General features: G+C 64.9%; 9 protein-coding genes. 6 read left to right on the top strand and 3 right to left on the bottom strand.

Annotation, left to right across the window (positions count from 1 at the left end):
• Positions 1–217: 217 nt before the first annotated feature.
• The 5 genes from hflK (AC19YX_RS15955) (at position 218) to cfaB (ending at position 7596) form a co-directional block, all read left to right on the top strand.
• On the top strand, positions 218–2182 hold the full coding sequence (gene hflK / locus AC19YX_RS15955; protein WP_500606582.1) for a protease modulator HflK: 1965 nt from the start codon (positions 218–220) through the stop codon (positions 2180–2182).
• Positions 2179–3231: a protease modulator HflC gene (gene hflC / locus AC19YX_RS15950; protein ID WP_500606581.1), complete on the top strand. Its 1053-nt coding sequence runs from the start codon at positions 2179–2181 to the stop codon at positions 3229–3231. Before hflK (AC19YX_RS15955) ends, hflC begins: the two co-directional genes overlap by 4 nt.
• Entirely contained in the window at positions 3228–4289 is a 1062-nt protein-coding gene (gene hflK, locus AC19YX_RS15945; RefSeq protein ID WP_201128664.1) for a protease modulator HflK, read from the top strand. Before hflC ends, hflK (AC19YX_RS15945) begins: the two co-directional genes overlap by 4 nt.
• Positions 4286–6190, top strand: a complete 1905-nt coding sequence (locus AC19YX_RS15940; RefSeq protein ID WP_500606580.1) for a cation-translocating P-type ATPase — start codon at positions 4286–4288, stop codon at positions 6188–6190. Before hflK (AC19YX_RS15945) ends, AC19YX_RS15940 begins: the two co-directional genes overlap by 4 nt.
• A 218-nt stretch (positions 6191–6408) precedes the next feature.
• Positions 6409–7596: a C17 cyclopropane fatty acid synthase CfaB gene (cfaB, locus tag AC19YX_RS15935; RefSeq protein WP_078470362.1), complete on the top strand. Its 1188-nt coding sequence runs from the start codon at positions 6409–6411 to the stop codon at positions 7594–7596.
• A 3-nt stretch (positions 7597–7599) separates the two neighbouring features.
• On the opposite strand, the gene cls is transcribed toward cfaB, so the two are convergent.
• The gene (gene cls, locus AC19YX_RS15930; RefSeq protein WP_078470363.1) at positions 7600–9039 is read right to left on the bottom strand and encodes a cardiolipin synthase; all 1440 of its coding nucleotides are present in this window, start codon (positions 9037–9039) and stop codon (positions 7600–7602) included.
• Between the two features lie 131 nt (positions 9040–9170).
• Here cls and AC19YX_RS15925 point away from each other — a divergent pair, with 131 nt between their 5' ends.
• Positions 9171–9692 (top strand): DUF3617 domain-containing protein, encoded by a 522-nt coding sequence (locus AC19YX_RS15925; RefSeq protein ID WP_020294897.1) that lies wholly within the window; start codon positions 9171–9173, stop codon positions 9690–9692.
• A gap of 83 nt (positions 9693–9775) precedes the next feature.
• Here the strand turns inward: AC19YX_RS15925 and thrS are convergent, their stop codons facing one another.
• Positions 9776–11671 (bottom strand): threonine--tRNA ligase, encoded by a 1896-nt coding sequence (thrS, locus tag AC19YX_RS15920; RefSeq protein WP_500606579.1) that lies wholly within the window; start codon positions 11669–11671, stop codon positions 9776–9778.
• 55 nt (positions 11672–11726) lie between these two features.
• Positions 11727–13064, bottom strand: a complete 1338-nt coding sequence (locus AC19YX_RS15915; RefSeq protein WP_421548172.1) for a dihydroorotase — start codon at positions 13062–13064, stop codon at positions 11727–11729.
• Positions 13065–13066 lie beyond the last annotated feature (2 nt).

Here is a 13066-nt window from a genome sequence, read left to right as displayed (position 1 = left end):
GTTGGATTATTGCCATAAATCCCGGGGCGCCGACATCAGTACTTCCCTTGAGGCCCCGGGTTGCCTAGTGATTTTTTGACGCACCGCACAGACGAAAAGGCATAGGGCGTGACAAAAATTTCACTACTATTGTTATATCGTAACCAATTGTTTCGATTTCAGCGGCCTGGAAATTATCCACAGGCCCGGTTTGAACAACTGTACCTGTTGGGGTGGTATGCAAGTCGATCTTGATGCTGAAGGGGAGGGCGTCCAGGCCTTGCCACGGTTTCAGCGCGCGGGGTTTCACGCTCGCCGCTTGAAACGCTGGGGGGGTGGCCTGACCGCAGTCGCAGCGAGTGCGATGGTGCTGGCGTTGTTTGTGGTGCTGTTTGCAACGCAGTCGATCTGGCCGGTGCTGCTGATGAACCTGGCGGCGGCACTGACGGTGCTGGTCTGCGGCCTGCAATCGGCCTGGTGGGTGGCGCATTGGCGTGCCGAGGCGATGGAAAACGCACCGCCCCTGATTGTTCAACAGACCACTCCTCTTGACGCGGCAGCCCCTGCCGCCTACGAGCGTTTGCTCGAAGGCGTGGGCCGGCGTGGTCGCGGGCTGTTATCGCAGATCGGCGCGCCGACCTTGTGGCTGGCGGCCGGCGCCTTGTTGGCGCTGTGGGCCATCAAGCAGTTCTGGAACCTGGAGTTGCCAGGCGCGGCCCTCGGTGTGTCCGCCAGTGTGGGCGCGGTGCTGGCCTTGTTGCTGGCGTTCGCCCTGCTGGTATTCGAGCGGCAACTGGCCCAGGAACACTCCGCCGAATGGCCGGAGGCCGGGGCCTTGGCGCAGCTGGCGCGGGTGGCAATCATCTGCCTGATGCTGGGCGCGCTGTGCCTGTTGTTTGCCGGCGAATCCGCTGTCTGGCCGGTGCGTCTGGCGGTGCTGCTGGGCGCGTTGCCTGGGTTGGTGGCGGTTGAACTGCTGCTGCGGGCGCTGTTGTCCCTGTTCAGCCCCCATCGCGCGCGCCTGGAGCCCCGGCTGCTGGCCCACAGCGTGGTCGCCGATATGCTGCGCTGGCCACCGCAACCGCTGCGAGCCCTGCAACACGAGCTGCACAACCGCTTTGGCATCGACCTGCGGCAGATCTGGGCCTTTACCTATATGCGTCGGGCGTTGCTGCCGGTGGCGTTGGTGGTGGCCGCTGTGGGTTGGCTATTGACCGGCATTCATGAAATATCCCTCCACAATCGCGGCATTTATGAGCGTTTCGGCAAACCGGTGGCGGTGTTCGGGCCTGGCCTGCATGCCGGGCTGCCCTGGCCGCTGGGGCGGGTGCTGAGTGTGGAAAACGGCGTGGTGCACGAGTTGGCCACCAGCGTCGGCGAGGCCGCGCCACCGGCCCAGGCCGAGCCGGCGGAAGGCCCGGCGCCCGTGGTCGCCAACCGGCTGTGGGACGCGAGCCACATCAACGACAAGTCCCAGGTGATTGCCAGTGGCAGTGGCGACAAGCAGAGCTTCCAGATCGTCAACATGGACGTGCGGTTTGTCTACCGTATCGGCCTGGACGACAAGTCAGCGCTCGCGGCCACCTATAACAGCGCCGATGTGCCGACCCTGATCCGCAGCACGGCCAGCCGGGTGCTGGTCCATGACTTTGCTTCGCGGACCCTCGATGGCCTGCTGGGCGCAGACCGCGGCAATCTGGCCGATGATATCGGGCGCGCGGTGCAGGCCGACCTGGCGCAGCTCGACAGCGGGGTGGAAATCCTCGCCACCGTGGTCGAAGCCATTCATCCACCGGCTGGCGCTGCCAATGCCTATCACGGCGTTCAGGCTGCGCAGATCGGCGCCCAGGCGCTGATTTCCCGGGAGCGGGGTGCGGCCAGTGAGCAGACCAACCAGGCTCATTTGCAAGCCAGTGTGGTGCGCGATCAGGCCCAGGCCACGGCCCATGAAGTGCAGGCTGCGGCCCAGGCTGCCGACCTGCGTTTCACTGCCGAGCAGAAGGCCTATGCCAGCGCCGGCCAGGCGTTTGTGCTGGAGCAGTACCTGAGCCAACTGACCCAGGGCCTGGCGCACGCCAAGTTGCTGATTCTCGATCACCGTCTGGGCGGCGACAGCGCGCCGACCATTGACCTGCGTCCTTTCACTCTACCGACCGAGCTTTCGGTGCCGCGTAAAACCGCTCAGCCAGGAGCCGCCCAGTGAGCCAGTCTTCCCCTACCCACGAGCATCACGACGATCACCCCGGTCACGCTCACAGTCATGGCGGTCACCATCACGGGCACCACCACCACCATCATCATGGCGAGCCGGCAGAGGCGGGGCCTTTCCCTTGGCGGCGCATGGGCTGGGCGCTGTTGCTGGTGCTGTTTGCACTGGCTGCCGCGAGCCTGGTGCAAGTGCGCTCCGGCGAGGCGACGGTGATCACCCGCTTCGGCAACCCGGCCCGGGTGTTGCTCGACCCGGGCCTGGGGTGGCGCTGGCCGGCACCGTTCGAGGCGGCGATTCCGGTCGACCTGCGGCTGCGTACCACCTCCAGCGGTTTGCAGGATGTGGGCACCCGCGATGGCTTGCGCATCATCGTCCAGGCCTATGTGGCGTGGCAGGTGCAAGGTGACCCGGAAAACGTGAAGCGCTTTATGCGCGCGGTGCAAAACCAGCCGGATGAGGCGGCGCGGCAGATTCGCACCTTTGTCGGCTCGGCACTGGAGACCACCGCCAGCAGTTTTGATCTGGCCAACCTGATCAACACTGACGCGAGCAACGTGCAGATCGCCGACTTCGAGGCGCAGTTGCGCAAGCAGATCGAGCAGCAATTGCTCAGTACCTACGGCGTGCGGGTGTTGCAGGTCGGGGTCGAACGCCTGACCTTGCCCTCGGTGACCCTGACCGCCACCGTGGATCGCATGCGCGCCGAGCGTGAAACCATCGCCACCGAACGCACCGCCATCGGCAAGCGCGAAGCGGCGCAGATTCGCTCCGCTGCCGAGCGCGAAGCGCGCATGGTGCAGGCCGACGCCACAGTGAAAGCGGCCGATATCGAAGCTCAGTCGCGGGTTGAAGCGGCGCAGATTTATGGCCGCGCCTACGCCGGTTCGCCCCAGCTGTACAACCTGCTGCGCTCCCTGGACACCTTGGGCACGGTGGTCACCCCCGGAACCAAGCTGATTTTGCGCACCGATGCGGCGCCGTTCCGGGTGTTGGTGGATGGGCCGCCGAGCCTGGGCAACAAAGCGCCCGGGTCGCAGCCATGAGCGATAAGGTTCCACGTGGAACAAATGAACTGGCCAGCCCCTGGATTCAGGCCGGCCGCCTGGCGTTTCTGGCGCTGTACGGCGTCACCATCCTCGCGGCAGTGGCCTGGGCGTTTTCCAACGTGCGGCAAATCGATCCGCAAAACCGCGCGGTGGTCGTGCACTTTGGTGCTCTGGAACGGATTCAAAATGCCGGGCTGCTCCTGGCCTGGCCGCGTCCCTTTGAGCAGGTGGTATTGCTACCAGCGGCCGATCGGGTGATCGAGCGTCGGGTGACCAGCCTGCTGCGCTCCGATGCGGCGTTGCAAGGCGACCGGGTCGCCAGTTTTGCCACGCCCCTGAGCGATACCCTGGCCGGGTCCGGTTACCTGCTGACCGGCGATGCCGGGGTGGTGCAACTGGATGTGCGGGTGTTCTACAAGGTCAACGAGCCTTATGCCTTTGTCTTGCAGGGCGAACACGTGCTGCCGGCCCTCGACCGGCTGGTGACCCGCAGCGCCGTGGCCCTGACCGCTGCCCGCGACCTGGACACTATCCTGGTCGCGCGGCCGGAACTGATCGGTGCCGACAACCTGGCCGCCGAACGCCGCGAGCGATTGCGCGGTGATCTGGTGCAGGGCATCAACCAGCGCCTGACAGAGTTGACCGCCACCGGTCAGGGCATCGGTATCGAAGTGACCCGGGTCGATGTGCAATCGAGCCTGCCCGGGCCCGCCGTCAGCGCCTTCAATGCGGTGCTGACGGCCAGCCAGCAGGCTGACAAAGCCGTGGCCAATGCCCGCACCGACGCCGAAAAACTCACCCAGGGTGCCAACGAACAGGCCGACCGGGCGTTGCAAGTCGCCCACGCCCAAGCCGGCGAACGGCTGGCCAAGGCCCAGGCCGACACCGCGACCATCCAGAGCCTGGCGGTGGCCCAGCAGCAGGGCACCGACCCGGAGATGCTGCTGCGGATCTACCGCGAGCGCCTGCCGAAGATTCTCGGCCAGGCCGCCTCGGTGACCACGGTCAACCCTAAAGATGATTCCCGCCTGATCATTCAGGGAGCCGAACAATGACCGCACACACTCATGCCGCTCCGCCCGCGAGCATGCTGACTTCCGTCGAACAACGCACTGCCGCCCGGCAATTGACCCTGGCCATGCTGGCCCTGGGTTTGCTCGGTCTGGGCCTGGCCTGGCGCTGGCTGGCGCCGGAGCAGGAGGGTGTCAGCCAATTGCTGCTGGGTGTGGCCTCGTTGCTGGTAGCGGTGCCGGTGATGCGTTCGGCCTGGTACAGCCTGCGCTACCCGAGCCTGCACGGCATCACCGATCAACTGATCGCCTTGGCCATGCTCGGTGCCTGGGCGACCGGCGACCTGCTGACGGCGGCGCTGCTGCCGATCATCATGATCTTCGGCCATGTGCTGGAAGAGCGCAGTGTCATCGGCTCCCAGGAAGCGATCCATGCCCTGGGGCGCCTGACCCGCAGTCATGCACGCCTGGTGCAGGCCGATGGTAGTGTGCGCGAAGTGGATAACTCGATCCTCAAGGCCGGCGATATCGTGGAGGTGCGCGCCGGCGACCGGGTGCCGGCCGATGGCCTGGTGTTGTCCGGGCAGGCGAGCCTGGACACCGCGCCGATTACCGGTGAGTCGGTGCCGCTGGAGGCCAGCGTCGGCACCTTGGTATTTGGCGGGGCGATCAATCTCGATGGCTTGTTGCGCCTGGAAGTCACCCGCACCGGCAATGAGTCGACCCTGGGCAAGGTCATCGCCCTGATGCAAAGCGCCGAACGTTCCAAGCCGCCCATCACCCGTCTGCTGGAGCGTTATGCCGGCAGCTATATGGTGCTGGTGTTGCTGCTGGCGGCGGTGACCTGGTTTGTCACCAACGACGCGCAGGCCATGCTCGCGGTGCTGGTGGCGGCCTGCCCTTGTGCGCTGGTGCTGTCGGCCCCGGCCACGGCCATTGCCGGGATCGCGGTGGCGGCCCGCCACGGCATATTGATCCGCAGCTCGGCTTTCCTCGAGGAGTTGGCCGACCTGACGTCGCTGGTGGTGGACAAGACCGGGACCCTTACTTACGGCACCCTGCGCTTGCAGTCCATCGACAGCCCGCAGGCAGACCACGGCGCATGGCTCAGCCTGGCGGCCAGCCTCGGTTCCGCCAGCAGCCACCCGGTAAGCCGCGCCTTGGCCGGGTTGGTGGGCCAGGAACAGCTCCAGGCCCTGAGCGATATTCGTGAGCGCCAGGGGCTGGGCGTGGTGGCGCAAACCCTTGAAGGCGAAGCAGCCCTGGGTCGCCCCGAGCTGTTCGAGCAGTTGGGCATCAGCACCACCCCGGTGCCGGGCCATGACGGGCCGATTGCCGGACTGGCCTTGAATGGGGAGTTTCTGGCCTGGCTGCTGCTGGCAGACAGCGTCAAACCCGAAGCGCGCGCGGCCCTCGATGAACTGCGTGAGTTGGGCCTGGGCCGCCAGTTGCTGCTGACCGGCGACCGACAGAGCGTGGCCGACAGCCTGGCGCTGGAGGTGGGGATCCGCGATGTGCAAGCCCAGGCCTTGCCCGAAGACAAACTCAACCGGGTGCTGCAAGAGATCGACAGCGGCTTCCGGCCGATGGTGGTGGGGGACGGGATCAACGATTCCCTGGCACTCAAGGCCGGCGTGGTCGGCGTGGCCATGGGCGCGGGCGGTGCCGATATCGCCCTGGCTTCGGCGGATGTGGTGCTGATCGGCAGCGACCTGCGGCGCCTCGGCACCTGTGTGCGCTTGAGCCGGCAGTGCCGGCAGACCTTGCAGGTCAATGTGATCATCGGCCTGGGCTGGACCCTGGCCATTGTCGCCTTTGCCGCGTTCGGCTGGCTCGGTGCGGCAGGGGCGATGATTGCGGCAGTGCTGCACAACCTCAGCACGTTGCTGGTGCTGGGTAACGCCGGGCGCTTGCTGCGCTTCCAGGAGCCGCTGCTCAAACTCTAAGGGGCAGGCGGCTGCGGCGCTTGGAACTTTGCCGAACTGCACGACGTCCTCTGTCCAGAGGGCGTGGCTTTTCCGGTGATCATTGGCGGGAATTTTGGGTACTCGATGGCGGTTTGCCGTGTCGAGTCTTATAGAAACCGGCTATCAGATCGATAGCCTGCTAATTTTCGCTGATGGTCTACCCTCATTTCAGACGTCTGAAACCAGGGGGTTATTCCATGCTCGCGCAACTTCCACCGGCCTTACAGAATCTGCATCTACCGCTTCGTTTGCGGCTCTGGGATGGCCACGAGTTCAATCTGGGGCCAGCCCCCAGTGTCACTATTGTGGTCAAGGACCCGCAATTGGTTGCCCAATTCACCCACCCCAGCCTGGACCTGCTGGGGGGGGCCTTCGTTGAAGGCAAGCTGGAGCTCGAGGGCTCGATCAGCGACGTGATCCGAGTGTGTGACGAGTGGAGCCAGGCCCTGCTGGACGAGGACGACGCTGTGCAGCCGGCCCGCGCCGAGCATGACAAGGCCACCGATGCCGCCGCCATTTCCTACCACTACGACCTGTCCAACGCGTTCTACCAGCTCTGGCTCGACAGTGACATGGCCTATTCCTGCGCCTATTTCGAGACTGGCAGCGAAACCCTCGAACAAGCTCAGCAAGCCAAATTCCGCCATCTGTGCCGCAAGCTGCGCCTGCAGCCCGGCGAGTATCTGCTGGATGTCGGCTGCGGCTGGGGGGGGCTGGCGCGCTATGCGGCGCGGGAATTCGGGGTCAAGGTTTTCGGCATCACCCTGAGCAAGGAACAGTTGGCCCTGGCCCGCGAGCGAGTGATCGCCGAAGGCCTGGAAGACCAGGTCGAGCTGCAACTGCTCGACTACCGCGATCTGCCCCAGGACGGGCGCTTCGACAAGGTGGTCAGCGTCGGCATGTTCGAGCACGTCGGCCACGCCAACCTGGCCCAGTACTGCAAGACCCTGTTCGGCGCGGTGCGTGAAGGCGGTCTGGTGATGAACCACGGCATCACCGCCAAGCACACCGACGGCCGTCCGGTCGGACGTGGGGCCGGGGACTTTATCGAACGTTATGTATTCCCCAATGGCGAGTTGCCGCACCTGGCGATGATCTCGGCCGAGATCAGCGAGGCCGGCCTGGAAGTGGTCGACGTCGAAAGCCTGCGCCTGCATTACGCGCGGACCCTGGACCACTGGAGCGAGCGCCTGGAAGACAACCTGGAGGCCGCCGGCAAGCTGGTGCCCGAACAGGCCCTGCGGATCTGGCGCCTGTACCTGGCCGGCTGCGCCTATGCGTTCGCCCGGGGCTGGATCAATCTGCACCAGATCCTTGCGGTCAAGGCCCGGGCCGATGGCAGCCATGAACTGCCCTGGACCCGTGACGACCTCTACTACCCCTGAGCGTTAGAGGATCGGTGAGATAAGCCGGGCGACCCGCATACCCAGTTGTTGCAGGCGGTGGGTTTCCCGGCTTTCTTCCTGGGCGATCTCGTGGGCCTGGGCGAAATCGGCGATCAGCATGCTTTCGACCTCAGCGGCGAACGCTTGGTCGACAGTCAGCAGCATCACCTCAAAATTGAGCCGGAACGAGCGGTTGTCCAGGTTGGCGCTGCCGATGGCGCTGATCTCGTTGTCCACCAGCACCACTTTCTGATGCAGGAACCCCGGCTGATAACGGAACACCCGCACCCCGGCCCGCACCGCTTCGAAGGCGTACAGGCTGGAGGCGGCGTAGACAATGCGGTGGTCGGGCCGTGAGGGCAGCAGGATGCGCACATCGACTCCGCGCAGGGCCGCCAGGCGCAATGCGGCGAATACGGCTTCGTCGGGGATGAAGTACGGGCTGGTAATCCACACCCGCTCGGTGGCGGCGTGGATCGCCTCGACAAAGAACAGCGAGCAGGTCTCATAAGGGTCGGCCGGGCCGCTGGCCAGGACCTGGCACAGCACCCCTTCATCGGGGTAGGTGTCCGGCAGGATCAGCGGCGGCAATTGCCGCGAGGCCCAGTACCAGTCTTCGGCGAACGACTCCTGCAGGCAGGCCACCACCGGGCCGCTGACTTGCACGTGGGTATCGCGCCACGGTGCCAGGGGCGATTTTTTGCCCAGGTACTCGTCCCCCACGTTATGCCCGCCGACAAACCCCAGCAGCCCGTCGACCACGACAATCTTGCGGTGATTACGGAAGTTGACCTGAAAACGATTGAGCCAGCCGCTACGGGTGGCGAAAGCGTGCACTTCGACCCCGGCGTCGCGCAGGGTCTGCACATAGGCATGGGGCAGCGAATGGCTGCCGATGCGGTCGTACAGCAGGTGAATGGCCACGCCTTCGGCGGCTTTCTTCAGCAGCAGGCTTTGCAGGCGGCGCCCCAAATCGTCGTCATGGATGATGAAGAACTGGATCAGCACCGCCGTCCGTGCCCGGCTGATGGCATCGAAAATCGCCGCGAAGGTGGCGTCGCCATTGATCAACAACTGCAATTGATTGCTCGCCAGACACGGCATGCGCCCCAGCTTGGGCATCGCCCGCAGCGACGCATAGGCGGCGGAGGCGCGGGCGCTGAGGGCCTCTTCGATCCAGGGGCGCCAGTTCAGTTCGTTGATGGCTTTGCGCATTTCCAGGTTGGCCTGGCGTCGCGCCTTGATGTACGCGTCGAAGGTGCTGCGGCCAAAAACCAGGTAGGGGATCAGGGTCAGGTAGGGGATGAACATCAGCGACAGTGCCCAGGCAATCGCGCCTTGGGCCGTACGCACGGTCAGCACCGCGTGGATGGCGGCGATCAATCCGAGGAAGTGCAACAGTGCGATCAAATAACCGAAGATATGCGGACCGAAATAATCCATGGGGCAGCCTTGCTCCTGAAGACTCAATGCGTAACAGACCATGTTCCACGGCGAATGTCGCTATTTAATTGGCCATGCAACGCAAGTCGATTTTTGACGTCTAACGGCCACTACTGTCTAGGAGCTTCTCGATGAAACGTCGTTTACTGGGTTTGGCCATGGTGATGGGTGTTGCACTTCCGCTGGCCGCTCAGGCGCAGATGCTGCAGCCCGGGCTATGGGAACTGACCAGCAGCAACATGAAGGTCGATGATCAGAACCTGCCGGACCTGTCGTTGATCCTTGGCCAGTTGCAGCAGCAGATGACTCCGGAACAACGGGCCATGCTGGAGAAACAGGGCGTGACCATGGGCGGCAAGGGGATCCGGGTGTGCCTGACCCAGGCTCAGGTGCAATCGGACAGCATCCCGCTGACAGACCCGCAATCGGGCTGCAAGCAGGAGGTCACCGACCGGACCGGCAACCAGTGGAAGTTCCGCTTCAACTGCCCGAAAGCCCAGGGCACCGGCGTTGCCAAGTTCCTCAGCGATCGTGAATTCACCACCAATGTCCTCGGCACCTTCAATGCCACCGGGGTCCAGCAAAAGGGCAGCATGGACACCCGTGCCGTCTGGCTGGGGCAGGACTGCGGCACAGTCAAACCACGGGCCTGAGCCCTCTAGCCGCTGCCGAGGCACGAGGCTGCGCGGGCCCTGCGCAACAATTAACGTCTACCTGACCGACCTCGGCGGCCCGCTTACAAGGCCGCTATTTTTTCAATGGCCTCGGGCAGGGTCAGACGCCCGAGGTCTTCGCCGTTGCGGCTGCGCAGGCTGACGAAGCCGCCGTCCTTTTCCTTGTCGCCCACCACCAGCAGGTAGGGCACTTTCTGTTGGCTGTGCTCGCGGATTTTGTAGCTGATCTTCTGGTTGCGCAGGTCGGCACTGGCGCGCAGTCCGCGCTGGCGCAGGGCGTCGCTGACGGCTTGCGCGTACTGCGCCTGGCCTTCGCTGATGTTCAGCACCACCGCTTGTTGCGGCGCCAGCCAGCACGGCAGGGCGCCGCCGTAGTGCTCCAGCAGGATCCCGATAAAACGCTCCAGTGAACCAAACAGCGCACGGTGCAACATCACCGGCTGCCGACGTTCGCCGCCCTCGTCGATGTAGCCGATATCGAAACGCCGCGGCAGGTTGAGGTCGACCTGCAGCGTGCCGCATTGCCAGTCGCGGCCAATGGCGTCGCGCAGCACGAACTCCAGCTTGGGCCCGTAGAACGCGCCTTCGCCCTGGTTGAGCTGATAGTCGATCGCCATGTTCGCCAGCGCCCCGGACAGTGCGCCTTCCAACTGGTCCCAGACCTGATCGCTGCCGATGCGCTCGGCCGGCCGGGTCGAGAGTTTGACCTGGATATCGTCGAAACCGAAGTCGCGATAGATGTCGAACACCAGGGCGATGGTGGCCTCGCATTCGGCCTGCATCTGCGCCACGGTGCAGAAGATATGCGCGTCGTCCTGGGTGAAGTGCCGCACCCGCAGCAGGCCGTGCAACGAGCCGGAGGGCTCGTAGCGATGCACCTTGCCGAACTCGGCGATGCGCAGTGGCAGGTCGCGGTAGCTCTTGAGGCCATGGCCGAAAATCGACAGCGCCCCCGGGCAATTCATCGGTTTGAGGGCCAGCACCCGATCGTCCTCGGTGCGCGAGGTGAACATATGGTCGCGGTAGTTCTGCCAGTGCCCGGAGACTTCCCAGAGGCTGCGGTCCATCACGTCCGGGGTGTTGACCTCCTGGTAACCGGCCCGCTCCTGACGTGTGCGCATGTACCCCAGCAACTGCTGGAACAGCGCCCAGCCCTTGGCATGCCAGAACACCGAGCCCGGCGCGCAGTCGTCGAAATGGAACAGGTCCAACTGCTGCCCGAGCTTGCGGTGGTCGCGCTTGCCGGCTTCTTCGACGCGCAACAGGTAGGCGTCGAGGTCTTTGTGCTGCGCCCAGCAGGTGCCGTAGATCCGCTGCATCGGTGCATTGCCTGCGTCGCCGCGCCAGTAGGCCCCGGCGACCTTGGTCAGCTTGAAGGCCTGGAGGATGCCGGTGGAGCGCACATGGGGCCCGCGGCACAGGTCTTCAAAATCGCCCTGGCGGTACAGCGAGAGCACCTCGGCCTCGGGGAGGGCGCGGATCAGCTCGACTTTGTAGGACTCACCCAGGGCGCTGAAGTATGCCAAGGCATTGGCGCGGGATAACTCGCGGCGACGCAGGCTGTGATTGGTGGCGGCGAGGCTGCGCATGCGGGCCTCGATCAGCGCCAGGTCGTCGGGGGTAAACGGCCGGTCATGGGCGAAGTCGTAGAAGAAGCCGTCGTCGATCACCGGGCCGATGCCGACCTGCGCCGAGGGGTACAACTGCTTGACCGCCATCGCCAGTAGATGGGCGCAAGAGTGCCGCAGAATCTGAAGGCCCTCGGGATCACGGCCGGTGACGATGCTCACGCTGGCGTCCTGCTCCAGCAGGTGGGTGCAGTCCACCAGGCGGCCGTCGACGCGACCGGCGACGGCCGCCTTGGCCAGGCCGACGCCGATGCTGGCAGCCACCTCGAACACGGACAACGGCTGGTTGTACTCACGGTGCGAGCCATCGGGCAGGGTGATGCGGATCATCTGTGGCGGTCCTTGGAGGTGTAAAAAACGACTGCAAAAAGACAGGGGGCGCGGCTCAGCGATTGAAGCGCAACGGCAATCCCTGGCAGCCGTCGTACAGGCGTTCGCCGTGCCAGGCCAGTTGTCCGGAGACCAGCGTGGTCGCGATGCTGTGGCGAAAACTGCGCCCGGCGAACGGGGTCCAGCCGCATTGGGCGAGGATCTGCTGGCGGTCCACGGCCTTGCCGTCGGGCTCGGGCTGGATCAGTACCAGGTCGGCCCAGTAGCCTTCGCGCAGGTAGCCTCGATCGGGGATGGCGAACAGGTCGGCGACCCGGTGGCTGGTTTTTTCCACCAGGGTGGTCAGCGGCAAGACGCCATCGGCCACCAGTTCCAGCAGCGCGGGCAGGGCGTGCTGCACCAACGGCAGGCCGCTGGGTGCGGCGTGGTACGGCAGCTGTTTTTGCGCCCAGGTGTGGGGCGCGTGGTCGCTGCCGATCACGTCCAGCCGCTGAGTGAGCAGGGCTTGGCGCAGGGCGTCGCGGTCGGCCTGGGTCTTGATCGCCGGGTTGCACTTGATCAGGTTGCCCAGCTGCGCATAGTCGCGATCATCGAACAGCAGGTGGTGCAGGCAGACCTCGGCGCTGATGCGTTTCTCGGCCAGGGGCTTGTCCTCGAACAATGCCAGTTCCCGGGCGCTGGTCAGGTGCAGCACGTGCAGACGGGTGCCGTGACGCCGGGCCAGTTCCACCGCCAGGGACGAGGAGCGATAGCAGGCCTCGGCGTCGCGGATCAGCGGGTGGGCGCCAGGACCAATCTGCTCGCCATAGCGCTCGCGCCACAGGTGTTCGTTGGCCTGGATGCTGGGGGTATGTTCGCAATGGGCCAGGAGCAGGGTCGGGACTTCGGCGAACAAGCGCTCCAGCACCTGTGGATCGTCCACCAGCATGTTGCCGGTGGAGGCGCCCATGAAGACTTTGACCCCGGCCACCAGGCTCGGGTCGAGAGCGGCCACGGTGTCGAGGTTGTGCTGGCTGACCCCAAAGTGAAAGCCGTAGTTGGCCACCGAATTGATCGCCGCACGCCGCTGTTTGTCTTCCAGCGCGGACAGGCTCAGGGTCGGCGGCTGGGTGTTGGGCATGTCCATGAAGCTGGTGATGCCACCGGCCACCGCCGCCCGTGACTCGGTGTAGAAGCTGCCTTTGTCCGGTGCGCCGGGGTCGCGAAAGTGCACCTGGTCGTCGATCATCCCTGGCACCAGCCATTGGCCCTGGGCGTCGATTTCCAGCGCGGCATTTTGATTGCTGATGCTGCTGGCGATGGTCTCGATCCGGCCGCGGCGCACCAGCAGGTCGGCATCCACCTGCCGGCCTTCGTTGACCAGGCGGGCGTTGCGAATAAGGATCTGGCTCATGT

The sequence above is a fragment of the Pseudomonas sp. MF09150 genome, from assembly GCF_059862355.1.
The sequence above is the reverse complement of the archived record's forward strand: the minus strand, read 5'-3'. Positions and strand labels throughout refer to the sequence as shown.